This window comes from Curtobacterium sp. 458 (genome assembly GCF_030406605.1).
Taxonomy (GTDB): Bacteria; Actinomycetota; Actinomycetes; order Actinomycetales; family Microbacteriaceae; genus Curtobacterium.
In genome coordinates this window covers 439,015-462,978 of record NZ_CP129104.1, presented here as the reverse complement: position 1 = coordinate 462,978, position 23,964 = coordinate 439,015, and the positions used below count along the sequence as shown (strand labels likewise).

The 23,964-nt window shown below is 72.1% G+C and carries 25 protein-coding genes; 11 read left to right on the top strand and 14 right to left on the bottom strand.

Annotation, left to right across the window (positions count from 1 at the left end):
• Window positions 1–43 precede the first annotated feature (43 nt).
• Window positions 44–373, top strand: coding sequence for a hypothetical protein (locus tag QPJ90_RS02225; RefSeq protein ID WP_290132849.1), 330 nt, complete (start codon window positions 44–46; stop codon window positions 371–373).
• Between the two features lie 76 nt (window positions 374–449).
• On the opposite strand, the gene QPJ90_RS02220 is transcribed toward QPJ90_RS02225, so the two are convergent.
• The 3 genes from QPJ90_RS02220 to QPJ90_RS02210 all read right to left on the bottom strand — a co-directional run bounded on the left by QPJ90_RS02220 (window position 450) and on the right by QPJ90_RS02210 (window position 4,246).
• Window positions 450–1,181 (bottom strand): SOS response-associated peptidase, encoded by a 732-nt coding sequence (locus QPJ90_RS02220; protein ID WP_290132848.1) that lies wholly within the window; start codon window positions 1,179–1,181, stop codon window positions 450–452.
• Between the two features lie 72 nt (window positions 1,182–1,253).
• Complete coding sequence (locus QPJ90_RS02215; protein WP_290132847.1) at window positions 1,254–2,846, bottom strand: GMC family oxidoreductase; 1,593 nt, start codon at window positions 2,844–2,846, stop codon at window positions 1,254–1,256.
• Window positions 2,843–4,246, bottom strand: coding sequence for an alpha/beta fold hydrolase (locus QPJ90_RS02210; RefSeq protein ID WP_290132846.1), 1,404 nt, complete (start codon window positions 4,244–4,246; stop codon window positions 2,843–2,845). Before QPJ90_RS02210 ends, QPJ90_RS02215 begins: the two co-directional genes overlap by 4 nt.
• A 90-nt stretch (window positions 4,247–4,336) precedes the next feature.
• Between QPJ90_RS02210 and QPJ90_RS02205 the strand changes: the two genes are divergently transcribed.
• Window positions 4,337–4,951: a hypothetical protein gene (locus QPJ90_RS02205; protein WP_290132845.1), complete on the top strand. Its 615-nt coding sequence runs from the start codon at window positions 4,337–4,339 to the stop codon at window positions 4,949–4,951.
• A 4-nt stretch (window positions 4,952–4,955) separates the two neighbouring features.
• On the opposite strand, the gene QPJ90_RS02200 is transcribed toward QPJ90_RS02205, so the two are convergent.
• On the bottom strand, window positions 4,956–5,624 hold the full coding sequence (locus QPJ90_RS02200) for a hypothetical protein (protein ID WP_290132844.1): 669 nt from the start codon (window positions 5,622–5,624) through the stop codon (window positions 4,956–4,958).
• A 31-nt stretch (window positions 5,625–5,655) separates the two neighbouring features.
• Here QPJ90_RS02200 and QPJ90_RS02195 point away from each other — a divergent pair, with 31 nt between their 5' ends.
• Window positions 5,656–6,048, top strand: coding sequence for a YchJ family protein (locus tag QPJ90_RS02195; protein ID WP_290132843.1), 393 nt, complete (start codon window positions 5,656–5,658; stop codon window positions 6,046–6,048).
• Here QPJ90_RS02195 and QPJ90_RS02190 read toward each other — a convergent pair.
• Window positions 6,035–6,904, bottom strand: a complete 870-nt coding sequence (locus QPJ90_RS02190; RefSeq protein WP_290132842.1) for a shikimate dehydrogenase — start codon at window positions 6,902–6,904, stop codon at window positions 6,035–6,037. The two genes, QPJ90_RS02195 and QPJ90_RS02190, sit on opposite strands and share 14 nt — an antisense overlap.
• Before the next feature lie 54 nt (window positions 6,905–6,958).
• Here QPJ90_RS02190 and QPJ90_RS02185 point away from each other — a divergent pair, with 54 nt between their 5' ends.
• A complete protein-coding gene (locus QPJ90_RS02185; protein WP_290132841.1) occupies window positions 6,959–7,969 on the top strand; it encodes an iron-siderophore ABC transporter substrate-binding protein in 1,011 nt (336 codons plus the stop codon).
• Between the two features lie 154 nt (window positions 7,970–8,123).
• On the opposite strand, the gene QPJ90_RS02180 is transcribed toward QPJ90_RS02185, so the two are convergent.
• On the bottom strand, window positions 8,124–8,528 hold the full coding sequence (locus QPJ90_RS02180) for a DUF1304 domain-containing protein (protein ID WP_290132840.1): 405 nt from the start codon (window positions 8,526–8,528) through the stop codon (window positions 8,124–8,126).
• A 66-nt stretch (window positions 8,529–8,594) separates the two neighbouring features.
• Here QPJ90_RS02180 and QPJ90_RS02175 point away from each other — a divergent pair, with 66 nt between their 5' ends.
• The 3 genes from QPJ90_RS02175 (at window position 8,595) to QPJ90_RS02165 (ending at window position 10,481) form a co-directional block, all read left to right on the top strand.
• Entirely contained in the window at window positions 8,595–8,915 is a 321-nt protein-coding gene (locus QPJ90_RS02175; protein ID WP_290132839.1) for a chorismate mutase, read from the top strand.
• On the top strand, window positions 8,912–9,991 hold the full coding sequence (locus tag QPJ90_RS02170) for a beta-propeller fold lactonase family protein (RefSeq protein ID WP_290132838.1): 1,080 nt from the start codon (window positions 8,912–8,914) through the stop codon (window positions 9,989–9,991). The genes QPJ90_RS02175 and QPJ90_RS02170 overlap by 4 nt, the downstream gene beginning before the upstream one ends.
• A gap of 76 nt (window positions 9,992–10,067) precedes the next feature.
• The gene (locus tag QPJ90_RS02165; protein WP_290132837.1) at window positions 10,068–10,481 is read left to right on the top strand and encodes an N-acetyltransferase; all 414 of its coding nucleotides are present in this window, start codon (window positions 10,068–10,070) and stop codon (window positions 10,479–10,481) included.
• 27 nt (window positions 10,482–10,508) lie between these two features.
• On the opposite strand, the gene QPJ90_RS02160 is transcribed toward QPJ90_RS02165, so the two are convergent.
• The 4 genes from QPJ90_RS02160 to purS form a co-directional block, all read right to left on the bottom strand.
• On the bottom strand, window positions 10,509–11,429 hold the full coding sequence (locus QPJ90_RS02160; RefSeq protein WP_290132836.1) for an NAD(P)-dependent oxidoreductase: 921 nt from the start codon (window positions 11,427–11,429) through the stop codon (window positions 10,509–10,511).
• A gap of 34 nt (window positions 11,430–11,463) precedes the next feature.
• Window positions 11,464–13,845 (bottom strand): phosphoribosylformylglycinamidine synthase subunit PurL, encoded by a 2,382-nt coding sequence (gene purL / locus QPJ90_RS02155; protein WP_290132835.1) that lies wholly within the window; start codon window positions 13,843–13,845, stop codon window positions 11,464–11,466.
• Between the two features lie 65 nt (window positions 13,846–13,910).
• Window positions 13,911–14,606: a phosphoribosylformylglycinamidine synthase subunit PurQ gene (gene purQ / locus QPJ90_RS02150; RefSeq protein ID WP_290134146.1), complete on the bottom strand. Its 696-nt coding sequence runs from the start codon at window positions 14,604–14,606 to the stop codon at window positions 13,911–13,913.
• 5 nt (window positions 14,607–14,611) lie between these two features.
• Window positions 14,612–14,863 (bottom strand): phosphoribosylformylglycinamidine synthase subunit PurS, encoded by a 252-nt coding sequence (purS, locus tag QPJ90_RS02145; RefSeq protein WP_290132834.1) that lies wholly within the window; start codon window positions 14,861–14,863, stop codon window positions 14,612–14,614.
• 145 nt (window positions 14,864–15,008) lie between these two features.
• Between purS and QPJ90_RS02140 the strand changes: the two genes are divergently transcribed.
• Both QPJ90_RS02140 and QPJ90_RS02135 read left to right on the top strand, forming a co-directional pair.
• A complete protein-coding gene (locus QPJ90_RS02140) occupies window positions 15,009–15,617 on the top strand; it encodes a PadR family transcriptional regulator (protein ID WP_290132833.1) in 609 nt (202 codons plus the stop codon).
• On the top strand, window positions 15,614–17,287 hold the full coding sequence (locus QPJ90_RS02135; RefSeq protein WP_290132832.1) for a DHA2 family efflux MFS transporter permease subunit: 1,674 nt from the start codon (window positions 15,614–15,616) through the stop codon (window positions 17,285–17,287). The genes QPJ90_RS02140 and QPJ90_RS02135 overlap by 4 nt, the downstream gene beginning before the upstream one ends.
• 465 nt (window positions 17,288–17,752) lie before the next feature.
• On the opposite strand, the gene QPJ90_RS02130 is transcribed toward QPJ90_RS02135, so the two are convergent.
• The 3 genes from QPJ90_RS02130 to QPJ90_RS02120 form a co-directional block, all read right to left on the bottom strand.
• A complete protein-coding gene (locus QPJ90_RS02130) occupies window positions 17,753–18,571 on the bottom strand; it encodes a cytochrome c oxidase assembly protein (RefSeq protein WP_290132831.1) in 819 nt (272 codons plus the stop codon).
• Between the two features lie 151 nt (window positions 18,572–18,722).
• Entirely contained in the window at window positions 18,723–20,030 is a 1,308-nt protein-coding gene (locus QPJ90_RS02125) for an acyltransferase (protein ID WP_290132830.1), read from the bottom strand.
• Between the two features lie 143 nt (window positions 20,031–20,173).
• Window positions 20,174–20,935: an aquaporin gene (locus QPJ90_RS02120; protein ID WP_290132829.1), complete on the bottom strand. Its 762-nt coding sequence runs from the start codon at window positions 20,933–20,935 to the stop codon at window positions 20,174–20,176.
• A gap of 84 nt (window positions 20,936–21,019) precedes the next feature.
• Between QPJ90_RS02120 and QPJ90_RS02115 the strand changes: the two genes are divergently transcribed.
• Entirely contained in the window at window positions 21,020–21,529 is a 510-nt protein-coding gene (locus tag QPJ90_RS02115; RefSeq protein WP_290132828.1) for a Fur family transcriptional regulator, read from the top strand.
• Window positions 21,530–21,612: 83 nt separating this feature from the next.
• Window positions 21,613–23,142, top strand: coding sequence for a catalase (locus QPJ90_RS02110; RefSeq protein ID WP_290132827.1), 1,530 nt, complete (start codon window positions 21,613–21,615; stop codon window positions 23,140–23,142).
• 195 nt (window positions 23,143–23,337) lie between these two features.
• On the opposite strand, the gene QPJ90_RS02105 is transcribed toward QPJ90_RS02110, so the two are convergent.
• On the bottom strand, window positions 23,338–23,904 hold the full coding sequence (locus tag QPJ90_RS02105) for a GNAT family N-acetyltransferase (protein WP_290132826.1): 567 nt from the start codon (window positions 23,902–23,904) through the stop codon (window positions 23,338–23,340).
• Window positions 23,905–23,964: the final 60 nt, after the last annotated feature.

The following is a 23,964-nucleotide window of genomic DNA, read 5'->3' as shown; positions in this document are numbered from 1 at the left end:
CAGCACCACGGCGCACCGCGCCACCAGCACCAGGAGCACCACCATGAGCACCCCCGTCGCGTCCGGCCAGCACACCGAGGTGGACGTCGACACGGCGACCATCGAGCTCATCACCGGGATCGGCGACGGGATCGTCTCGCCCGAGGCGCCGGCCCGAGCGCACGTGGTGTGGTCCGAGGCGGACGCCGGACTCTGGGCAGCGAACTACGGCGGGTACTACGGGGGCGTCGTCGACCAGCAGGGTGCGCACTTCTTCGTGTCGGACACCTTCGGTCAGTACGTCGGAGACTTCCGGAGCCTCGAGGAGGCCCAGGACCGCCTCGCCGAACGGCTCCACGTGCTCCTGCCGGACGTCCGGCGGACGCTGGACTGATCCGCGTCCCACCCGCCGACACACCACGAGAGACCCCGCCCGCGAGGCGGGGTCTTCGTCGTCGGCCCGACGATCGTCAGCCGACGGGGTCGATCAGATGCGGTCCCTGGTTCCGGACGCTGTTCACGGCACGTGCGACCTCGTACTGCTCGAGCCCGGCCGCGACCGCGAGCGACTCGTGGTCGAGCAGGGCGAGCAGGTCGTCCGTCCCGAGCCCGCCGTCGAGCCAGTCGTCGTAGCCGTCGGGCGTGAGGAACGCCGGCATCCGGTCGTGCACCTCACCCGGGGCGACGTGGGCGTCCCGCGTGATGATCGCGAGCGACAGCCGCCACTTGTCCGGGTCGTCCTCGGGCTTCGTCGGGTCGGGCCAGGCGCTCACGACGCCCGCCATGGCGAGGGCGCCGCCGGGCTCGTGGACGAAGTGCGGCTCCTTGCCGTCCTCGCGCACCACCCACTCGTAGTAGCCCTGCGCGGGCACGATGCAGCGGTTCGTGGCGAACGCCCGCTTGAACATGCCGCTCGTCGCGACGGTCTCGATGCGTGCGTTGATCGGCTTCGGGCGCTGCTTCTGGAAGTCCTTCGCCCAGCTCGGCACGAACCCCCAGCTGATCTGCGGGAGTTCCCGCTGCCCGTGCCGCTGTCGGACGGCGTACACGGGGTCGGTCGGGGCGACGTTCCAGCTCGGGGCGAGGCCGGCGCGGACCTCACCGGTGTCCTCGTCGACGTGTTCGGTGCGCGCGGCGAGCTCACCGACGAGTTCCGGGAGCAGGTCGGCGGTGGTGTCGGAGACGACGAACCTTCCACACATGCCGCCAGTCTGCCCGGGACCGCCGACAGGCGCCCGTGCCCGCGCGCCCGCGCGCACCGCCCGCGCAGAGCGTCAGCCCCGCGCGCCCACCGTCTCCCGCGAGCCTCTGCCGTCCGGAGCGCCCGCGAGCATCCGGTCCGCCGTCCGCAGCGACAGCGCCATGATCGTCAGTGCCGGGTTCGCGATCACGGCACTCGGGAACACCGAGTTGTCGCAGACCCAGAGGTTCGGCACGTCCCACGACCGGCCGTCCCGGTCCACGACGGACGACGAGGCGTCGGTCCCCATCCGGGCCGTGCCGATGGTGTGCGCGGTCCGCTCGAGCACGCGGACGTCGCGTCCACCGGCGGCCTCGACGATCGCGGTCATGGTCTTCACGGCGTGCCGCTCGATCGCGTCCTCGTTCTCGCCGGGGCTGAACGTGACCCGTGCCCGAGGCACCCCGTGGGCGTCGAGCTCGTCGGTCAGCTCGAGGCGGTTCCCGTCGTACGGCAGGCACTCGGCGTTGATGCCGACCCCGGCCATCCGCGGGTAGTCCCGCATGGCGTCGACGAGCGCCTTCCCGCGCAGCCCGCCGCCCCGGACGAGCGTCGTCGCGAAGGTCAGCGGCTGCACGCCGAGGCTCTGGATGAGGTAGCCGCCCGCGAAGTCGGAGTCGGTCGGCCGCACGAAATCCTCGGTGATGATCGACGACGGGTACCCGCGGTAGGACCGCATCGACTCGTCGAACGTCGCCCACACCTGCGTCGCCCCGTGTGCGGTGAAGTTCCGCCCGACCTGACCGCTGGAGTTCGCGAGCCCGGTGTGCAGCAGGAGTCGCGGCGTCTCGACCCCACCCGCTGCGAGGACGAGCGAGCGGCACCGCTGCCGGTGGTCCCGGCCGCCCTGGTGGTAGACGACCGCTTCGACACGGCCGAGTGCGTCGAGCTCGATGCCGTGCACGAACGCCTCCGGGCGGATCTCGGCACCGAACGCCACCGCTGCCGGCAGGTACGTGGTGTCCATCGACACCTTCGACCCGTTCCGGCAGCCCTGGTGACACGACCCGCACGAGACGCAGGCCTGACGGAGGCCGTGGTGTTCCTGGTGCCGGTCCTCGGTGGTGAGGCCGACGGGGGCGTCCGTCGCGGTGATGCCGAGCGCCGCGGTGCCGCGCATCATCATGTCCGAGGACGCGTTCCGCGCCGGCGGGCGCATGCGGTAGCGACGGGACGGGTCCCACGGGTAGTGCTCGGGTCCGGCGACGCCGACGTCGTGCTCGACCTGCTCGATGTACCCGGTCAGCTCGTCGTGGTCGATCGGCCAGTCCTCGCCCTTCCCGGTCTCGGTCCGGAGCTGCAGGTCGTGCCGGCTCGGCCTCGGCGTGAACGCACCCCAGTGCAGCGTCGACCCGCCGACACCGGTGCCGCTGTTGTTCGGCCCGAAAGCGGTCGGGGCGTCACCGCCGCTGATCCGCTCGTCCATCCAGTTGACGTCCGCGGGCGCCAGCACCTCGTCGGGGGTGTGGTCGCCCGGCTCGGTGTTCCGTCCGGCCTCGAGCGCGACGACCGAGAGCCCGCGTCGTGCGAGGGCCGCGGTGAGCGGTGCGCCGCCGGCCCCGGTCCCGACGACGACCACGTCGACGACCTCGTCCTCGTCCCAGTGCCGCTGTCCGTCGAGTCTCATCGCGTCGCCCCTGCTTCCGTCGTGTCCGTTCGGGGGACCGCAGACGGGGCCCCCGGTTCCCACGCCTCGCGCTGGCCGGCCCCGAGCAGCTGGAAGCCATGCTTCCGCACCCCGTCGCCGCCGTTCGCGTAGCCGTCGTAGTCGATCGCCGCCATGGTCGCCGGGTGCGCGAGCCACTGCTTCGCGAGGTCCACGGCCGCGTCCTCGACCCAGGCGGACAGCTGCGCGACCGTCATCGGTCCGGCCGGCTCGTAGGACCCGTCGTCGATCGCGGTGAGGACGCCAGCGAGCACGTCGCCGGTGACGGACCCGTCGGCCGGGCCACGCGAGACCGCCCCGCTGAGTTCGTCGAGCGCCGCCCGGTACGCCTCGATGTCCGTCGGCAGGCCGTCCGGCCGCCATCCGTCGCCGACGCCGTCCGCCAGCTGCGCGTCCACCCGGAGCGCGACGTCGACTGTCCGCTCGCCCGTCTGCGGCACCACCATCGCGGCGACGGCACGGAGGGTGTCGAGTTGCGCGCGGGACAGCGCCAGGGGGTCCGCGTCGGGGTCGTCCGCGAGCGCCCGGACCGCCAACGCACCACGGGTGGTCGCGCTCACCCGCGGGGAGGCGATCACCCGGGCGTGCTCCTCCGGCACGACCGGACCGTTGGCGGCGTGCCGCTCCCAGAACGCCCGGATGCGGTCGGCGACGTGGTCGGGCTGCTCCCAGGGCAGCAGGTGCGCGGCACCCGGCACGACCGCGAAGGTCCCGTTCGACCAGTGCGGCAGCACGAGTTCCTGCTGCGCCGTCGGTCCGAGGTCGCCGTCCTCGGCGCCGGCGAGCACGAGCGCGGGCACCGGGTTCGTGGTGTCGTCGGACCAGTCCTCGCGGCTGCCCCGTTCGAGCCAGGCGCGCCAGGCCTCGGGGTCCGCGCGCTCGACGTCGTACACGGCAGACCGCAGCCGGTCGGACGGCAGCGTCGTCGCGGTGTTCGCGTCGACGAACTCGCCCGCGTGGTCTGTGGTGATGTGTCCGGCGGCCGCCCAGTCGAGCATGGCCGCTCGGCGATCCTCGCCCATCGGCTCGGGGGAGCGCGGCGACGCGGCGAGCAGCACGACACCACGGAGGCCGAACAGACCGTTCGCGCCCGACACCGTCCGGTCCGCGACGACCGCCGCGACCTTCCCGCCCATCGAGTGCCCGACGAGCGCCCACTCCGTCACGCCGCTGCGGCCGATGGCCCGCTCGACCCGCTCGACCATGTCCTCGACGGTCGTGCCGGAGGACGCCGGGCTCGACCCGAAGCCGGGCAGGTCGATGCCGACGAGGTCGATCGTGTCCTCCAGCCGGTCGTGCAGCAGCGCGAACTCCTCGGAACTCGAGCCGAGGGCGTGGAGGCAGAACGCGGTGGCGGGCATGCGTTCGTTCCTACGCGCCGCGCCATGTGGACACCGACCAGCCCTGTACCCCTCCCCTCGAACCGGGTGACATCGGGTAGAACATGAGGGGTGTTCCGACTCGGGTGCTCCGTCTTCCGCCGTCACACCGGCGACGTCTTCGACCGCGCCCGCGTCCGCCGAGCGGCATGGATCGCGGGAGCGGCGACCGTCGTCAGCGTCGTCGCGCTCTCCGCCCTGGAGGCACGGTTCGGCTGGGCCGGCACCGGTCTCGTCCGCAGCGTGGTCGCGATCGCCCTCCTCGCGATCGGGATCGGGCTGCTGGTCTTCGGCTGCGTGCCGAGCCGCCGCCCGCTCGACCCCGCCGCGACGATCAACGGTCGGCCGGTCCGCGTGGACCTGCGGTTCGCCGCCCGGCCGACGACGAAGCGGTACCTCCGTCGACGCGCCGTGCCCGTCGCGCCCGAGGACCGCGACGCCGTCCTCGCCGACACGATGCTGCTCCGCCGGGGACTCATCGCCCTGATCGGCCGAGCCGGCCCGCTCCTCGGCGGGGGTGTCGCCGCCGCGGTCGCCTGCGTCGTCGCGGGCTGGGCGCAGTGGTTCCCCCTGCTCTGGGTCGCGGGCTACGTGCTGTCGGCCCCCGGGTACCTCGCCGACCTCGGGCGGACCGAACGCGCTCGGCTCGCGGCACTCGACGCGCCGGAGCCCATGACGACCGACTGACGGGTCACTCCCCGGGCAGCGCGAGCTTGCTGCCGCTCGGACCTCCCGGACGACCGCGCTTCGGGGGCACCGGGGGCACCGGCAGGAGCGCGGACGCCTCGACGCGCAGCTGCTCCTGCCGCCCGAGCGTGCGGAACCCGATGACCCCGTACCCGCCGGCGATCAGGGGCCAGACCGGGGCGTACAGGAACACGGGGCCGTGCGCCGTCGAACCGGCGAGCCCGAGCACGACCGCCCCGAGCAACCCGAACACCCACGATCCGAGCAGGAAGGAGCTCTGCAGTGTCGTGCGGACGACCGGGTCGCGGTGCACCGCGATGCTCTGCAGCACGATGTCCCGGTGCTCCGGTGTGACCGCCGGAGGGTTGCGACCGTAGTAGCGAGCGACCGCCTCCTGCGTGCGCCAGCCGATCGCCGGCACCGGCGGGATCGCCCAGCCCTTCGGTCCGATGCGACAGAACACCATCGCGAACCCGCCGGCCGCGACCCCGAACAGCAGCGCCACGACCACGCCGACCACGGTGATCCCCTCGGTCAGCGCGGCGACGACGAGCAGCCCGACCGTCACCACCGGCGCGACGATCGACGCCACCACCACGAGGCGCCGCCGATCTCGGTCGGAGACGAGCTCGGGCAGCCGCGTGCGGAACACCTGCCAGCCCAGTCGGAACACCGCTCCGGCCTACACGCGCTACCGTCGTCCGGTGATCGCCGACACCGACCGCTGCCCCTGCCTGAGCGGCAACCCCTACGGCGAGTGCTGCGGCCCGCTGCACGCCGGTGCTCCCGCGCCCACCGCCGAACGGCTCATGCGCTCCCGGTTCACCGCCTTCGCGCTCGGGCTGCCGGAGTACCTGCTCGCGACCTGGCACCCGAGCACCCGGCCGGCGTCGCTCGACCTCGACGGCTCGCAGCGGTGGACCCGGCTCGACATCGTCGCCACCCGCGCCGGCGGGCCGTTCGACACCGCGGGCACCGTCGCGTTCCGGGCGTACTGGCGCGCGGAGGTCGAACGCGGCGTGCTCGAGGAGACGAGCGACTTCGTCCGCGAGGACGGTCGGTGGCTGTACGTCGACGGCGTGGTCAGCGCGGGCTGATCGACGGTTCCAGGCCGACCGCGGACCGCATCGCCCGACGCACCGCGGCCTCGTCGGGGAGCAGCTGGTCCTGGTCGCCGGTCAGGAAGAACCGGATCTGCCCGATCGCCTGCTCGGTCAGCATGTCGAGCCCGTTGAGCACCCGGCCGCCGGCGTCGGACCACCGGGTGGCGGCAGCGGTCGGCCACGGCTCGTACGCGACGTCGAACAGCACCGCGTCCGGGTCCGACGGCGTCAGGTCGAGGCCGTCCGCGGCGCCACCGGGGAGCGTCGAGAGGACGAACCCGTGGCGCGTCCCCGGGAGGTCCGTCAGCGGGTGCACCTCGAGCGACACCCCGAGCCGGACGGCGAGGTCGACGAGCCGCCGCGACTTCGCAGGATCGCGCAGGAACACCCGCACGAGGACGGCGCCGAGCCGGACCGCCGCGGTGACGGCGCTCGCCGCGGTCGCACCGCCGCCGAGGACGCTGGCCTCGCCCGGCAGGTGACCGAGCGCCTCGACCGGTCGGACGAGCCCCTCCACGTCGGTGTTCGCCCCCAGCCGCTCGACACGGTCACCGGCCGTGCGGAAGCGGACCGTGTTGGCGACCCCGAGCTCGTCGACCAGGGGGGTCGTGTGGTCGAGGAGCGGCAGCACCTCGCGCTTGAGCGGCATGGTCAGGCTCAGCCCGCGCCACTCCGGACCCAGCCCCGCGACGAACGCACCGAGCCCGCCGGACGCCACCTCGTGCCTCCCGTACGTGAAAGGCACCCCGAGCACGTCGTAGGCCGCTGCGTGGAGGGTGGGCGAGAGGGAGTGTGCGATGGGGGAGCCGAGCACCGCGAGGTGGGAGCGGGCCGGATCGGAGTACTGCACCCCGTCAGCGTACCCAGGCACACCGCCCGGATGACTTAGGGTAGCCTTACCTCTGTGACCCGCTCCTCTTCCCGACTCCGCCGCGCGCTCGCCGCCGCGGGCGCCGTCGTCGCAGCATCCCTCGTCCTGGCCGGCTGCGCGTCCGGCTCCGGCACCTCCACCGATGACACGTCGTCCTCCGCCAAGGCGGACGGCCAGTTCCCCGTCTCGATCACGACCGCGCTCGGCACGACCGAGATCAAGAGCGCGCCCGAGCGCGTCGTCGCCCTCGGCTGGGGTGACGCCGAGACGGCCCTCGAGCTCGGTGTGCAGCCGGTCGGCGCGAGCGACTGGCTCGGCTTCGGCGGCGACGGCGTCGGCCCGTGGCTGAAGGGCGCGTACACGAAGTCGCCGAAGATCATCCAGACGCTCGAGCCGAGCTACGAGGACATCATCAAGCTCAAGCCGGACGTCATCCTCGACGTCAAGAGCTCGGGCGACGCCGACCGCTACGCGAAGCTCTCGGCGATCGCGCCGACCGTCGCGGTGCCGAAGGGTGGTGCGAACTACCTCGCGACCACGGAGCAGCAGGTCGACATGATCGCGAAGGCGCTCGGCAAGGAGTCCGAGGGCAAGAAGCTGCTCTCCGGCCTCGACGACGCCTACGCCGCGGCCCGCAAGGCGCACCCGGAGTTCGAGGGGAAGACCGCCGTCGTCGGCTCGTACTCCTCGGAGGGGTTCGGTGCCTACGCCTCGTCGGACAGCCGGTCGCAGTTCATGGAGAACCTCGGCTTCACCATCCCGAAGGCCATCGACCAGCAGGCCGGCAAGCAGTTCGCGGTGAGCCTCTCCGACGAGAACCTCGACCTGCTCGACGCCGACCTGACGCTCATCCTGCCGATCTTCGTCGATGCGTCGGAGGCGTCCTCGAACAAGCTGTTCCAGAAGGTGCCGTCGGTCGAGGCCGGCCACGACATCGTGTTCGACGACAAGGACGTGTCCTCCGCGTTCTCGCTCGGCACCACGGCCGCGATCGAGTGGGCGCTCGACAAGCTGCCGTCGCAGTTCGCGGAGAAGCTCGGCTGAGACCTGGCCGCACGCACGACGCCCCCGCCGGGATCCGGCGGGGGCGTCGTGCGTGCAGGGGCGTCGTCGCGCTGGCGTGGCGCCGTCCTTGCGGGGGCGTGCCGTCCTGCGGGGGCGTGCCGTCCTGCGGGGGCGTGCCGTCCTGCAGGGGTGGTCAGGCGCCGAACGTCGACCCGAGCAGCGCGGACAGCAGCGCGAGGAACGGCAGCGTGCCCTGCGCCAACGCAGCGCGGAGGTACCGGCGACCGGACCCGAGCAGCACGACCGCGGCCCCGAGCATCGATGCGGTGGCGAAGACCGTGATCGGCCACCCGACCGCGCCGTTGCCCGCCGCGATCAGGACCACACCGAGGATCGCGCCGATCGCGAGGAAGAGGTTGTAGAAGCCCTGGTTGAACGCCATCGACCGGGTCGCGAGCGCGTCGGACTCGGTCTCGACGCTGAAGATGCGTCGGACGCGCGGGCTCGTCCAGGCGATCGACTCGAGGAAGAAGATGTACACGTGCACGAGTCCGGCGAGGACCGCGCACACGCTCGAGATCACGAGGAGAGCCGTCATGGCTCCCATTCTGGCAGCCTCGTAACCGACGTGGGTGCCGCCAGCCGCGGCCAGTAGGCTCGGTGCATGAGCGACGACCAGACGCCCGCGCACGACCAGGCTGCGGTCGCCGAACTGCAGAGCATCCGGCAGAGCATCGACAACATCGACGCCGCCGTCATCCACATGCTCGCCGAACGCTTCAAGTACACGCAGCGGGTCGGCTACCTCAAGGCCGCCGCAGGCATGCCCGCGGCCGACCCCGCTCGCGAGCAGGTGCAGGTGTCACGCTTGCGCGACCTCGCCGCCGAGTCGCACCTCGACCCGGCCTTCGCGGAGAAGTTCCTGAACTTCATCGTCGCCGAGGTCATCCACCACCACGAGCGCATCGCGGGCGGCGGCGAATGAGCGGCGATCTGCCCGACCTGCCCGACCTGCCCGACCTGCTCGTCGGCTCCTACACCGCGACGGGCGGTGGCACCGCGACCGGGATCTCCCTCGTCCACGACGGCGTCGCCCAGACCGTGGCCGTGATGGACGACCCGTCCTTCCTGGCCGTCTCCGGCGACCGGGTCTACGCCGTCTCCGAGACCGCCGACGGCAGCGTCTCGGCCTTCCGCCGGACCGCCGGTGGTCTGGAACACCTGTGGGACGCCACCGCCGGCGGCGACGCGCCCTGCCACGTCCGGGTGGACCCGTCGGGCGCCCTCGTCGTGGCGAACTACACCTCCGGCACCGTCACGGCCGTGTCCCTCGAGCGCGCCGAGTCGTACGCCGCCTCGGTGCTCGCCAGCGACGGCATGGTGGGAGCACACGGCACGGCCGACCGCATCGTCGTGCCCGAGTCCGCCGTGGCCACCGCGGTGCTCCCGGACGTCACCGGCCCGGTCGAGGACCGACAGGAGGGACCGCACGCCCACCAGTCGATCGCGACGCCGGACGGCACGGTCCTCGTGGCCGACCTCGGTGGCGACGCCCTGCACGAGTTCCGCGTGACCGCCGGACCCGCCGTCGAGTCGGTACGGGTGCACCACGTCGCGCCCGGCGTCGGCCCGCGGCACATGGCCTGGCACGACGGCGACCTCATCGTCGCGGGCGAGCTCGACGGTCGGGTGCACCGTCTCCGCCGTGACGACTCCGGTTCGTTCACGGTCGTGGCCTCCGCGCCGACCTTCGACGGTGCGGTCGGGGAGTCGCTGCTCAGTCACATCGAGGTCGACGACGACGGGCGCGTGGTCGTCGCGGTCCGCGGGCGGGACGTGATCGTGGTGCTCGACGCCTCGGGCGAGGGACTCACCCTGATCGGCACGGCCCCGGCAGGTGGCACGTGGCCGCGGCACTTCGCCCGCGTGCCGGGGTACCTACTCGTTGCGAACCAGATGTCGGACGCGATCGCGGTGCTGCCCGTCGGCGCCGACGGAGTGCCGGGTGAGGCAGTTGCGCAGATCGCGGTGGGCACGCCGGCCTGCATCGTCCCGGTCTGATCGCTCGTGCCGGGTCGCGTGCGCTGCGCGGCCGGGAGGCGCGGGTCGTGTCGGCGGGGTCGGCCAGACTGAGCGCATGGATGCGTCCTACACGATCGTCGCCGGTCCGCCACCGCTCGCCGACTACCTGCGGCTGCGCCGCGACTCCGGGCTGACGCCCAAGACGCCCGAGCAGGGGGCCGGTGCCATCGCCGGGAGCTGGACAGCCTGTCACGTCGTCGGTCCCGCGGGGGACGTCGTCGCGATGGGCCGGGCGATCGGCGACGGCGGCTGGTACTTCCACATCGCGGACATCGCCACCGACCCGGCGCACCAGCGGCACGGGATCGGCCGGGCGGTGGTGGAGTGGCTCGTCGCCGACATCCGCTCACGCGCTCCCGAGGGCGTGTACGTCACCCTCGTCGGGGACCCACCCGGGCAGCGGCTCTACCGGTCGCTCGGCTTCGAGGACGTCGCCCCGAGTCTCGGGATGGCGCTGCCCGTCGACTGAGCGGCGGTGTGCCGACGGCCGACCCCGTCAGCGTTCGATGACGTTCTCGAACGGACGGTGTTCCACGAGCGCGGCCACCTGACGGCGCACCAGCTCGATCGAGCGCGGGACGCTGAGGTCGGTGTTGCCGCCGACGTGCGGCGTGAGGACGGTGTTCGGGGTCGTCCAGAGCGGGTGCCCAGCCGGGAGCGGCTCGGGATCGGTGACGTCGAGCGCGGCCGAGAGCCGGCCGGAGCGCACCTCGGCGACCAGGGCGTCGGTGTCGACGACCCTGCCGCGTGCGACGTTCACCACGAGGGCCCCGTCCGGCAGCGCCGCGAGGAGGGCGGCGTCCACCAGCCGTTCGGTCTCGTCGGTCAGCGGGGTGATCAGCACGAGCACGTCCGTCGCCGCCGCGAGCGCCGGGAGCTCGTCGAAGCCGTGCACCTGGCGGCCGTCCTGCTCGCGCGCGGTCCGGGCCACGACGGTGACCTCCGTGCGGAAGGCCTCGAACCGTGTCGCGATGGCGGAACCGATCGCCCCGTAGCCGACGACCGTCACCCGTAGATCGGCGAGGGACCGCGTGGTGCGGGCGTCCCACACGCCGTTCGCGCGGTCGGCCTGGAACGCCCCGAGCTCCCGGAGGCTCGTCAGTGCCAGGCCGACAGCGAGCTCAGCGGTCTCGTCGTCGTGGATCCCACGCCCGTTCGCGAGCAGGGCGTGCTCGGGGACGTGCGGGACGGCGTGCTCGTAGCCAGCGCTCGGGAGCTGCAGCAGCCGGAGGTTCGGCAGGTCGTGCACGAACTGCCAGCGGTGCCGACCGCCGAAGTAGAACGGCAGCAGGGCGATCGCGACCTCGTCCGGGCGGTCGAACGGCTGCTCGACGTCCCACACGGCGAGCTCGACGCCGTCGGGCACCGGGCCGAAGCGGTCGACGAGCTCCTGGAACGGCAGGGTGACGACGGGCATCAGGCGATGCCCGTCGTCACGCCGGCCGAGGCGGTCAGGAGTCGGCCCGCGGCGAGAACGACCCGTGGTCGTCGAGCGGACCCCGGCCGACGTAGCCCTCGGTGACGTCCTCGGTGATGACGTCACCGAACCGTGCCGGGAGCGTCGCGGCGTGCGTGCCGCGGAGCTCGTCGATCGTGGCCTCGAACGCGCCCTGGACCTCGAGCGAACCGCTCGTCGCGTCGGTCACGCCGATGCGGAGCACCGGGAACCCGCGACCCTCGCAGAGGCCCTGGAAGCGCACGTCGTCCTCGCGCCGGACGGTCACGATGACGCGGCCGGTCGACTCCGAGAACAGCGCGGTCGCCGTGTCGACGCCGTCACGGTCCTCGAGCTCGTCGAGGACGATCCGGGCGCCGATGCCGAAGCGCAGGACGGACTCGGCGAGGGACTGACCGAGGCCACCGTCCGCGAGGTCGTGTGCGCTCGTCAGGAGCTGCTCGCTCGCTGCCGCGTGCAGGAGGTCCGCCAGGGCCTTCTCCTGCTGCAGGTCGACCGCCGGCGGACGCCCGCCGAGGTGCCCGTGCACGGTGCCGGCCCACGCCGAGCCGTCGAGTTCGAGCGAGGTCGTGCCGAGCAGGTACACGTTGTGGCCGTCGTCCTGCCAGCCGGACGGCACGCGGAGGGCGACGTCGTCGATGATGCCGAGCACGCCGACCACCGGCGTCGGGTGGATCGGGGTCGTGCCGGTCTGGTTGTAGAACGACACGTTGCCGCCGGTGACCGGGATGCCGAGCTCCATGCAGCCGTCCGCGAGGCCCTCGACGGCCTCGGAGAACTGCCACATGACCTCGGGGTTCTCCGGCGAACCGAAGTTGAGGCAGTCGGTGACCGCGGCCGGGACCGCACCCGTGACGGCCACGTTCCGGTAGGCCTCGGCCAGGGCGAGACGTGCGCCCTGCTTCGGGTCGAGTTGGCAGTACCGACCGTTGGCGTCGGTGGCGATCGTGACGCCGAGCCCGGTCTCCTCGTCGACGCGGATCATGCCGCCGTCGTCCGGGAAGGACAGCGCGGTGTTGCCGAGGACGTAGGTGTCGTACTGGTTCGTCACCCAGTTCTTCGACGCGAGGTTCGGCGAGCCGAGGAGCTGCAGGAACTGTGCCTTCAGCGCAGGACCGTCGGCCGGCCGGTCGAGCGAGGCAGCCGAGTCGGCCTGCAGCGCGTCGATCCAGGTCGGGTACGCGACCGGGCGGTCGTACACGGGGCCGTCGACCGCGACGGTGCGCGGGTCGACGTTGACGATCTCCTGGCCCTGCCAGTCGATGACGAGGCGGCCGGTACCGGTGACCTCGCCGAGGACGCTCGTCTCGACCTCCCACTTGCGGACGACGGCGAGGAACTCGTCGAGCTTCTCGGGGCGGACGACCGCCATCATGCGTTCCTGGCTCTCCGACATGAGGATCTCCTCTGCCGTGAGCGTGGGGTCGCGCAGCAGGACGTCGTCGAGCGAGATGTGCATGCCACCGTCGCCGTTCGACGCGAGCTCGCTGGTCGCGCACGAGATGCCCGCGGCGCCGAGGTCCTGGATGCCCTCGACGAGCTCCTCCTGGAAGAGCTCGAGGCAGCACTCGATGAGGACCTTCTCGGCGAACGGGTCGCCGACCTGCACGGCCGGACGCTTGGTCGGGCCGCCCTCGGTGAAGGTGTCGGACGCGAGGATCGAGGCACCGCCGATGCCGTCGCCACCCGTGCGGGCACCGAAGAGCACGACCTTGTTGCCCGCGCCCGAGGCGTTCGCCAGGTGGAGGTCCTCGTGCCGCAGCACACCGACCGCGAGGGCGTTGACGAGCGGGTTGCCCTGGTACACCGGGTCGAAGTAGGTCTCGCCGCCGATGTTCGGCAGGCCCAGGCAGTTGCCGTAGAACGAGATGCCGCCGACGACGCCGTGCACGACGCGCTGCGTGTCCTCGTGCTCGATCGCACCGAAGCGGAGCTGGTCCATCACGGCGACCGGACGGGCGCCCATGGAGATGATGTCACGGACGATGCCGCCCACGCCCGTCGCGGCACCCTGGTACGGCTCGACGTAGGACGGGTGGTTGTGGGACTCCACCTTGAAGGTGACGGCCCAGCCGTTGCCGATGTCGACCACGCCGGCGTTCTCACCCATGCCGACCATGAGGTTCTTCGTCATCTCCGGCGTGACCTTCTTGCCGAACTGCCGGAGGTAGTTCTTGCTCGACTTGTACGAGCAGTGCTCCGACCACATGACGGAGTACATGGCGAGCTCACCCGAGGTGGGGCGGCGGCCGAGGATCTCCTTGATGCGGGCGTACTCGTCGGCCTTGAGCCCGAGCGCCTCGTACGGCTGCTCCTTGTCGGGCGTCGCGGCGGCGTCCTGCACGGTGTCGGGCTTCGGGCGAACGGTATTCGTCACGGTGGTGTCGTTCCCTGTCACTGAGGTCGTGGGCGCTGGGGTCGTGGGCGCTGGAGTCGTGGCCGTCACTTGACGAGCGTCGACTCGATCACGGAGGTGAAGAAGGTGAGGCCGTCCGTGCCGGAGGCCATCGCCGCGGGGGTGTCCGGGCCGAAGCCGGGCTCCGTCGCGTGCTCGGGGTGCGGCATGAGGCCGACGACGTTGCCGCGCTCGTTCGAGACGCCCGCGATGTCGTCGATCGACCCGTTCGGGTTCACGCCCACGTAGCGGAACACGACCTGGCCGTTGTCCTCGATGCGCTTGATCTCGTCGGCGTCCGCAACGAAGCGTCCGTCGGCGTTCTTCAGCGGGATGGTGATCTCCTGCTGGGCGGTGAACCCGGAGGTCCACGCCGTGGCGCTGGTCTCGACGCGGAGCTTCTGGTCGCGCCGGATGAACTGCTGGTGCGCGTTGCGGGTGTGTGCTCCGGGCACCAGGCGGGCCTCGGCGAGCATCTGGAACCCGTTGCAGATGCCGAGCACGGGCACGCCCTTGCCGGCCGCGTCGATGACCTCGGCCATGATCGGGGCCTTCGCGGCGATCGCTCCGGCACGGAGGTAGTCGCCGTAGGAGAACCCGCCGGGGAGCACGATCGCGTCGACACCCTGGAGGTCGTGGTCGCCGTGCCAGAGCGCGACGGGGTCGGCTCCTGCCAGGCGGACCGCGCGCTGGGCGTCGCGGTCGTCGAGCGAGCCCGGGAACGTGATGACGCCGATGCGCATCCGCGTCACGCGTCCTGCACGGTGACGGAGACGACGTCCTCGATCACGGCGTTCGAGAAGACGTCGGCCGCGATCTCGCGGACCTCGGCGAGCTTGGCGTCGTCGACGGGGCCGTCGACGGCCACCTCGAAGCGCTTGCCGATGCGGACGTTGGTCAGGTCGGCCTTGCCGAGACGGGCGAGCGCGTTGCCCACCGCCTTGCCCTGCGGGTCGAGGATCTCGGCCTTGGGCATGACCTCGACGACGATCGTTGGCACGTGTTCACTCCAGCACTTCGGGGATGGGTGGGACGAGAACAGTCTAGGCGGCGGGCGCGGCGCGCCCGACCGGTTGTGGAGAACTCGTCCAAGGCGTATATTCCAAGTCGAATAGTCGCACTCGAACATCGGACTGGAGGCACGGATGGCGTCGCTCACGCCGCTCGCGTTCGCCGCGCTCGGGCTCCTCGCCGAGGCCCCGATGCACCCGTACGAGATGTTCCAGACGATGCTGCAGCGTCGCGAGGACCAGAACGTCAAGGTCCGGCCGAGCACGCTCTACCACCAGATCGGCCGCCTCGTGGAGCTCGGGTACGCCGAGGCACTCGGGACCGCGCGCGAGGGCAACCGTCCGGAACGGACGACCTACGCGATCACCGACCACGGCCGTGCTGCGCTCGAGGACGGCCTCCGACGGATGATCGCCGAGCCGGCCGACGAGTACCCGGAGTTCCAGCTCGCGGTGTCCCACGTCGACAACCTGAGCGCCGAGGACGCGGCGACCGCCCTCCGCGCACGCGCCGAGGCACTCCGCGCGGAACGCGAGGGGTACGACGAAGCCGCCACGGGCCTCCAGGCCAAGCGCCTGGCCGATCGCTTCTGGCTGGACGTGTCGTACGTCCGTGCCATGCTCACCGCGCAGATCGAGTGGCTCTCGGCGACCGCCGACCGCATCGAGCGCGGCGACCTCCCCTGGGACGGCCCGGCCGTCCCCACCACAGCAGACGACGAGACGAAGGAACACACTCGATGACCACCACCGGCGCGACGCCGACCACCCGGAACACGGGCACCGAGAAGAAGCCGTGGCCCGCCCTCTGGGCACTGGTCGTCGGCTTCTTCATGATCCTCGTCGACTCGACCATCGTGTCGGTCGCGACCCCGACCATCGCCGCGAAGCTCGACGCCGACATCAACTCGGTGATCTGGGTGACGAGCGCCTACCTGCTCGCGTACGCGGTGCCGCTGCTCATCACGGGGCGGCTCGGTGACCGCTTCGGCCCGAAGGTGCTGTACCAGACCGGCCTCGTGGTGTTCACGCTGTCGAGCCTGTGGTGCGGCCTCGCCGGGTCGATCGAGGTGCTCATCCTCGCCCGCGTCGTCCAGGGCCTCGGTGCCGCGATGATGACCCCGCAGACGATGGCGGTCATCACGCGCATCTTCCCGCCGCAGAACCGCGGCGCGGCGATGGGCCTCTGGGGCGCCGTCGCCGGTGTCGCGTCGCTCGTCGGCCCGATCGTCGGCGGGCTGCTCGTCGACGGCTTCGGCTGGGAGTGGATCTTCTTCGTGAACGTCCCCGTCGGCGTCGTCGCGTTCGTGCTCGCGCAGCGCTTCGTCCCGTCGTTCGAGCGGCACGGGCACCGGTTCGACTACCTCGGCATCGTCCTGAGCGCGGCCGGCATGTTCCTGCTCGTCTTCGGCATCCAGGAGGGCGAGACCTACGACTGGGGCACCATCACCGGTCCGATCTCGGTCTGGTCGCTGATCGTCGCCGGCGTCGTCGTCCTCGCCGCGTTCGTCGTGTGGCAGGGCGTGCAGAAGGGCGAGCCGCTGCTGCCGCTCGGGCTCTTCAAGGACCGCAACTTCACGCTCGCGAACATCGCCATCACCTCGGTGGGCGTCGCGATCTCGTCGTTCGCGCTGCCGATCATGCTGTGGGCCCAGGACGTGCTGACGTTCAGCCCGACCCCGGCGGCGCTCCTGCTCGTCCCGCAGGCCGTCCTGTCCGCCGGCCTCGCGCCGCTCGTCGGCAAGAACCTCAACCGGTGGAGCCTCCGCTGGGTCGCGGCGTTCGGCCTCGCGTGCTTCTCGGGCGCCCTGTTCTGGTTCGGCTCGCTGCTCGCATCGGGCGCGGCCTGGGGTTGGGTGCTCCTGCCCTCGACGTTGCTCGGCCTCGCGAACGCTTGCATGTGGGGTCCGCTGTCCGTCTCGGCGACGCGCAACCTCCCGCCGAAGCTCGCGGGCGCCGGCTCGGGCGTCTACAACACCACGCGCCAGATCGGTGCCGTCCTCGGTTCGGCCGGCATCGCCGCGCTGATCGAGGCCCGGATCACGGCGAACTTCCCGTCCGGCTCGGGCGGCTCGACGGGTGGCGGGGCCGAGCAGCAGGTCGGCACGCTGCCGGACTTCCTGCAGCAGCCGTTCGCGACGGCGATGGGGCAGTCGCTCGCCCTGCCGGCGCTGGTGCTGCTCGTCGGCATCGTCGCGGCACTGTTCCTCGCGAAGCCGAAGCAGACCGTCGCGTGGCACCAGACGGGCTCGGTCGCGACGCAGGACGCCCAGGCGACCGCCGCCGCGCCGTCGTCCGCGACCGCCGCTGCGGGCACGGAGCGCCACGGTGTGCACGCGGCCGCTGCCGCCCCGGAGACCCCCGAGGCCGAGCTCGCCGCGACCGACCACCACGGGCGGCACGCCGAGGCGTAGCCCGGGCCGGACCGAGCCTGCGCGAGCGACCGATCCCGAACGACGTCGCCGTTGTCGAACGACAGCGGCGACGTCGTTCGTCGTTCGTCGTGGTGTCGCCGAGCGAGTCGGTGACCGTGGGCAGCCGCGTCCGTCGGTGGCCGCACGCCGCGGCGGGTCGGTGGCCGCTCGCCGCGGTGCGGGAGCGACGAAGCACGCGTCGATCGACACGCGCGGCGTCGAAAGATGCCCGTGCATCGGATGCGGGCGCATCGAGCGACGAAACACGTGTCGATCGACGCGCGCGATGTCGATCAGGTCGCACGACCGCGACCGCCGCCGTGACCGCGGATCCGCGGCCGTGCCCGTGCCCGTGCCCGCGGCCTTGCCCGTGCCCGCGGCCGTGCCCGTGCCCGTGCCCGTGGCCGTGCCCGTGCCCGCGGCCTTGCCCGTGCCCGCGGCCGCGGCCACGGCACCGGCCGCCGACTACCCGCGCCGCTCGAGGTGCGCCCGGGTGAGCGCCGCCATCTCCTCGTCGGTGAGGTCGTCGACGGCGCGGGCCTCGCGGCGGTCGGTCCGCTGCCACCGGACGAAGAGCGAGATGAGGACCGGGATGTCCGCGACCTCGGCGATGAACCACAGCAGGTCGCCGGCGAGGTGTTGGTCCTGCAACGGCGACGGGTACCAGGCCTTCCCGACGAGCACCGTGGTCGCTCCGTCCAGCACGTGGTTCGTGATCCGCAGGACGATGCCCGGGATCGCGTCGAGCATGAGCTCCACGAACGCCAGCAGGAACTCCACGGTCACGAACGTCGACGACCGCAGGATCCCGGGCTCGGACAGGGGAGCGAGCAACCCGAACCCGAGCACCGGAACGAGCACGGTGATCGCCACCGCCCACACCGGCGACGTCCGGATCGCCGCCGACAGTGGGGTCAGGAGCACGCAGAACATCGCGAGGGCGACCAGCGGCGACACGATCGCGTTGCCGAGGACCCGGACCGGACGCGACCGGAGGGCGGCCGTGGCTGCCCGCGCGAGGCGATCCGGGCCTCCCGTCCGGAGCAACGAGACGGGTGCGGCCAACGCGGCGAAGGTGGGGACCGCGAAGAAGAGCACCGCCAGCCGGAGCACGAAGGCCCACCGGAGGCGCTCGGCGTAGACGCCGACGATGCCGAACTGCGCGACCCCGAACAGTGCGAGTGCGACGACGAACGCGAGGGTCCGCCACCACGGCCACCGGACTCCGCGGCGGACGGCGCCGACCAGCCACCAGCCGTAGGCGACCGCGGCGACGCAGATCATCGCGGCCGCGAGCGGATCGAACCGCCACGTGGACCAGAACTCGGGTGTCGACGGCGTGGGGTGCCTCCTGCGGATCGTGCTGCCGCAGTCATCCTCCGCCCGGCGTGCGCGACCGAGGTCCCTCCGGTGCTCCCCGGGGGTGAGAACCGGTTCAGATCCGGGTGACGCCCGCCGCCGGGGTGGTCCGTGTCAGCAGCCAGACTCCGAGCGGTACGAGGAGTGCACCCGTCAGGGCGACCGGGAACGAGAGGTGCAGCTGCATGACCGCGAAGGCCGGGCCGACGGTGCAGAGCGCCGCGACGACGAGGACCGGCCAGGCTGGACGGTCGGTCCCGGGCACGAGGCGGGGGAGTGGGCGGTCGAACCACCGGAGCGCCCGGGCGACGGCGATGGCGACCCCGAGCAGCACGACGAGCGTGACGGGGCGGGTCGCCCACCAGACGGCGCCGCCCGGCTCGGGGAAGGGCAGACCGACGAGGAGCGCCCAACCGTTGAGCGCGATGAACAGCGGCAGGTGCCAGAGGTAGATCGCCATGCCGTCCCGGCCGACGAGGAACACCGAGGCCTGCGCCGCACGCGTCCGCATCAGACGTGTGAGCGGCCCGTGGACGAGGTGCACGAGGCACGCCTGGGCGACCGCGAGGAACGCGAGCGGCAGCATCGGCGGGTTGAGGTCCTGCAGCATGTCCGGTGCCCAGAGCCCCACCGAGGTCATCGGCACGAGGGCCAGGTACGCGGCGGCCGCGACGGCGACGAGCAGCGCGCGAGACCTCCGGGCGAACCAACCGTCCGCCCAGAGGAACCCGAGCTGCTGCGCGAACAACCACACCGGGCCGAGGTTGAGCAGGCCGACCTCCGCCACGCCGGTCGCGAGACGGACGGCGTCGACCGCGGCCGCGAGCACGAGGAGGGCGGCGAGGGTCCGCCACGGAGCACGTTCGTGCAGGCGGACCATGAGCGGCAGGCAGCACTGCGTGATGCCGTAGGCGGCGAGGAACCAGAGCGGGGAGCCGATGCCGAACGCGACCTCGGCCAGGAGGTCGGCGGGCGTGCCGGCGACGGTGGCGGCGCCGAGTCCCGCGGCGAGCACGACGAACAGCGGTACCGCGGGTCGGAAGAGCCGGACGAGCCGGGTGGCCCACCAGTCCCGGGCTCCGCCCCCGCGGGTCATGGTGCTGCGCCAGCCGACGATGCTCGCGAAGCCACCGACGACGAAGAACAGCGGCATGACCTGACCGATCCAGGTCGCGGCGACGTACCAGTCGAGCTCCTGGAGCGGGCTCGTGACCGCGATGCCGCCGTCCGACGTGCCGACCCCGACCATCGTGACGTGCACGAAGACGACGAGGACGACGCACGCGGTCCTGATGAGGTCGACAACCAGGTCCCGCTGCGCGATGATCCCCCGGACGTCCTGTGCGGTGTGTGCCCGTTCCGGCACGCTCTGCTGCGAGGACATGCTCGGACGCTACCGCCGCCGAGGGCGTCCACAGCTCCGCCCCAGCTGATCGCCGCCGTTTCGTGACCCGTTGCATGCCGCCACCGGCATGCAACGGGTCACGGCTCCCGACGGTCCGTGGTCGGCCGCTCGTCGCCCGGGGCCTACGCGCGCCTCAGTACCCGGGCACCGAGCCCGGCGAGGACCGCGCCGAGGACGGGGAACACCAGGAACACCCACCACTGCGTGAGCCACTCCGGACCCGCGAACACCGCGGTGGCGAACGAGCGTGCCGGGTTGAGGGAGGCGTTCGACACCGGGATGAGCGTGAGGAGCAGCACCGTGAGCGTCGCCCCGATGACCAGGGGTGCCGGTACCGCGCTGCCCGCGCTCCCGGTCACCCGCAGGATGACGGTGACGAACAGGGCCGTCGCCAGGGTCTCCCCGACGGCGACGCCGAGCAGCGAGAACCCCGCGGGGCTCTGCGACCCGAAGCCGTTCGAGGCGAAGCCCCCGTCGAGCGTCGCTGCGAGGAAGCCCCCGCTGCCCTGACCCGCGATGAGCAGCAGCGCGCCGGCTCCGATCGTCCCGCCGACGACCTGGGCGATCGCGTACGGCACGACCTCGGCCCAGCGGTGTCGCCCCGCGACCGCGAGACCGACCGTGACCGCGGGGTTGAAGTGCCCGCCGCTGATCGGGCCGAAGGCGCTCGCCCCGATCATCACGGTGAGCCCGAGCGTCAGGGCGACGCCGAGCAGGCCGACGCCGAGGGTGTTGTGCTCGTCGGGGAAGACGGCCGTGTAGTTCGCCGCGCCGATGAGCGCGAGGACGAGGAGGAACGTGCCCGCGGCCTCCGCGGCGAGGCGCACCGGAAGGCGCGGCGAGTGCGGGACGGCGGAGGTCGCGGTGTCTGTTGTTGCGTTCATGTCCGACCGTTCGGTCCCTGGTCGGTCGGGGACTGGTGCTACGCTGGACGAGTTGTCTTGACTGCTGCAAGAGAAGGAGCGCGTGTGGAGGATGCAGAGCTGCTGCGCTCCGCGGGCCTGCGCGTCACGACTCCGCGCCTCGCGGTGTTGCGCGCGACGGAGCGGATGCCGCACGCCACCGCGGACGCCATCGTCTCCGCGCTCTCGGCCGAGCTCCCGACGACGAGTCACCAGGCGGTGTACGGCGTGCTCGCCGCACTGACCGGGGTCGGGCTCGTCCGCCGCATCGAGCCCGCCGGCAGTCCCGCACGCTACGAACGGCGGACCGGCGACAACCACCACCACATCGTCTGCACCGTGTGCGGCGCCATCGAGGACGTCGACTGCGCCGTCGGGCACGCGCCGTGCTTGACGCCGTCGGAGACGCACGGCTTCGCGGTCGCCACGGCCGAGGTCACCTACTGGGGGATCTGCGAGCGCTGCGCTGCGGCCGAGCGGGACGACGCACCGGCCGAGGGCGGCCCGGCCGAGGGCGCACCGGGCGACGACGCCCCGGCCCCCGTCGACGCAGGCACCGCGACCAACCGGCCCTGACAGGCGATCCCACCTCCCGGCTCCGAACCGGGACCACGAGCAACCCGAGCACCCTGACCGAACCAACGTTCCGAGGAGGAACCGTGTCCGACCAGAACACGACGACCGGCCAGCCGGCCGGCACCCCCACCACCACGACCAACAGCGGGGCTCCGGTCTCCAGTGACCAGCACTCGATGGGTGTCGGCGCCGACGGCCCCCTCGCGCTGCACGACCACTACCTCGTCGAGAAGCTCGCCCAGTTCAACCGCGAGCGCGTCCCGGAGCGTGTCGTCCACGCCAAGGGCGGCGGCGCGTTCGGGACGTTCACCGTCACGCACGACGTGTCGCAGTACACCCGCGCCGCGTTCCTCCAGCCGGGCAAGCAGACCGAGACGCTCGTGCGCTTCTCGAGCGTCGCCGGCGAGCAGGGCTCCCCGGACACCTGGCGCGACCCCCGCGGCTTCGCGCTGAAGTTCTACACCGAAGAGGGCAACTACGACCTCGTCGGCAACAACACCCCCGTGTTCTTCATCCGCGACGGCATCAAGTTCCCGGACTTCATCCGCTCGCAGAAGCGCCTGCCGGGTTCGCACCTCCGCGACCACGACATGCAGTGGGACTTCTGGACGCTGTCGCCCGAGTCGGCGCACCAGGTGACGTGGCTGATGGGCGACCGCGGCCTCCCCGCCTCGTGGCGTGAGATGGACGGCTTCGGCTCGCACACCTACCAGTGGATCAACGCCGACGGCGAGCGCTTCTGGGTGAAGTACCACTTCATCACGCAGCAGGGCCACAAGACCCTCACGCAGAAGGACGCCGACCGCATCGCCGGTGAGGACGCCGACTTCCACATCCGCGACCTCCACGCCGCGATCGAGCGCGAGGACTTCCCGAAGTGGACCCTCAAGGTGCAGGTCATGCCGTACGCGGACGCCGAGTCCTACCGCTTCAACCCGTTCGACCTGACGAAGGTGTGGCCGCACGCGGACTACCCGCTCATCGAGGTCGGCGAGCTCGAGCTCAACCGCAACCCGGAGAACTACTTCGCGCAGATCGAGCAGGCGACCTTCGCCCCGTCGAACTTCGTGCCCGGCATCGCGGCGAGCCCGGACAAGATGCTCCTCGCGCGCATCTTCAGCTACGCGGACGCCCACCGCTACCGCGTCGGCACGAACCACGCGCAGCTGCCGGTGAACGCCCCGAAGAACGAGGTGCACTCGTACTCGAAGGACGGCGCCATGCGCTTCGACTTCCAGAAGTCGGAGGTGCCGGTGTACGCGCCGAACTCGCTCGGTGGCGCCCACGCCGACCCCGCCGCCACCGACGAGGTTCCGGGTTGGGAGTCGGACGGTGCGCTCCAGCGCTCCGCGGCGACCCTGCACCCGGAGGACGACGACTTCGGACAGGCCGGCACCCTCTACCGCGAGGTGCTCGACGACGCCGCGCGTGAGCGCCTCGTCGGGAACATCGCCGGTCACGTCTCGAAGGTGACCCGCGACGACCTGCGCGAGCGCGTGTTCGCCTACTGGACGAACGTCGACGCCGACCTCGGGGCGCGCGTGCGCGCCGCCGTCGCTCCGAGCGCGCCGGGATCGAACGAGGACCCGGAGAAGGTCGCGGTCGAGGCGTAGCCCAGTCAGTGCAGGGGCGTAAGCCCCGCCCCACCACCTGACGGACGGGAGGCACGGTGCCAGCTGGCACCGTGCCTCCCGTCCGTCGCGGGGCCGCGTGAGGCCACGAAACGCGCGCGTTCCGACCCCGCGTGCGTCGATCGACGCGCGTCGCGTCGAAACGCGCGCGTTTCGTCGAGCCGTGGGAGACCCTCGCTAGACCTGCTGGGCGTTCAGGTGGACCGGTCCGGCGGGCCAGTCCTCGAGGGGCGCGGCCACGGGGAGGACCATCCAGCCGCCCTGTTCGGTCATCGGCATCCCCGCGCCCTCCGCGGTGAACGCGGTGTAGTCGGTCACGACGTCGTCGAACACCTGCCAGCCGACCTTCGCGTAGAACGGGACGCGGTCCTCGCCGGTGCCGAGGAAGCCGAACGGGACCGCGAGTCCCTCGAGGACACCTCGCGCGCGTTCCATCAGGTCGCGGCCCATCCCGGTGCCCTGGAGGCGCGGACTCACGGCGACGAGACCGGTGTCGCCGACGAGGACGTCGCGGCCGCCGACGGTGACGAACATCCGTCGGATCCCGACGTGCGCGAGGACCACTCCGTCGTCGTCCCGGGCGATCACCCGGCGTTCGGGCTGCATGCCGCTCCAGCTTCGGCTGCCCACGAACCAGTGCGACCAGTCCGGGAACGCCTGCGCCAGCAGTGCCGTGATCGCCTCGTGGTCGGCGAGCGTCAGTGCGCTCTCCTCGACCACCTCCCACCGGGTGTCGTCAGTCACTTGGCCAGTCTGCCCGCAGCAGCTTGCGAACGGCTCACACGATCTGTACGTTGACGTTGA

Excerpts from the sequence above, each read along its gene's own strand:
- QPJ90_RS02135 (WP_290132832.1), top strand. The coding sequence starts at position 15,614 with ATGACCACCACCGGCGCGACGCCGACCACCCGGAACACGGGCACCGAG.
- QPJ90_RS02165 (WP_290132837.1), top strand. The coding sequence starts at position 10,068 with ATGGATGCGTCCTACACGATCGTCGCCGGTCCGCCACCGCTCGCCGAC.
- QPJ90_RS02125 (WP_290132830.1), bottom strand. The coding sequence starts at position 20,030 with ATGTCCTCGCAGCAGAGCGTGCCGGAACGGGCACACACCGCACAGGAC.
- QPJ90_RS02220 (WP_290132848.1), bottom strand. The coding sequence starts at position 1,181 with ATGTGTGGAAGGTTCGTCGTCTCCGACACCACCGCCGACCTGCTCCCG.
- QPJ90_RS02170 (WP_290132838.1), top strand. The coding sequence starts at position 8,912 with ATGAGCGGCGATCTGCCCGACCTGCCCGACCTGCCCGACCTGCTCGTC.
- QPJ90_RS02215 (WP_290132847.1), bottom strand. The coding sequence starts at position 2,846 with ATGAGACTCGACGGACAGCGGCACTGGGACGAGGACGAGGTCGTCGAC.
- QPJ90_RS02225 (WP_290132849.1), top strand. The coding sequence starts at position 44 with ATGAGCACCCCCGTCGCGTCCGGCCAGCACACCGAGGTGGACGTCGAC.
- QPJ90_RS02180 (WP_290132840.1), bottom strand. The coding sequence starts at position 8,528 with ATGACGGCTCTCCTCGTGATCTCGAGCGTGTGCGCGGTCCTCGCCGGA.
- QPJ90_RS02160 (WP_290132836.1), bottom strand. The coding sequence starts at position 11,429 with ATGCCCGTCGTCACCCTGCCGTTCCAGGAGCTCGTCGACCGCTTCGGC.
- QPJ90_RS02175 (WP_290132839.1), top strand. The coding sequence starts at position 8,595 with ATGAGCGACGACCAGACGCCCGCGCACGACCAGGCTGCGGTCGCCGAA.
- purQ (WP_290134146.1), bottom strand. The coding sequence starts at position 14,606 with ATGCGCATCGGCGTCATCACGTTCCCGGGCTCGCTCGACGACCGCGAC.
- QPJ90_RS02120 (WP_290132829.1), bottom strand. The coding sequence starts at position 20,935 with ATGAACGCAACAACAGACACCGCGACCTCCGCCGTCCCGCACTCGCCG.
- QPJ90_RS02140 (WP_290132833.1), top strand. The coding sequence starts at position 15,009 with ATGGCGTCGCTCACGCCGCTCGCGTTCGCCGCGCTCGGGCTCCTCGCC.
- QPJ90_RS02130 (WP_290132831.1), bottom strand. The coding sequence starts at position 18,571 with ATGATCTGCGTCGCCGCGGTCGCCTACGGCTGGTGGCTGGTCGGCGCC.
- QPJ90_RS02210 (WP_290132846.1), bottom strand. The coding sequence starts at position 4,246 with ATGCCCGCCACCGCGTTCTGCCTCCACGCCCTCGGCTCGAGTTCCGAG.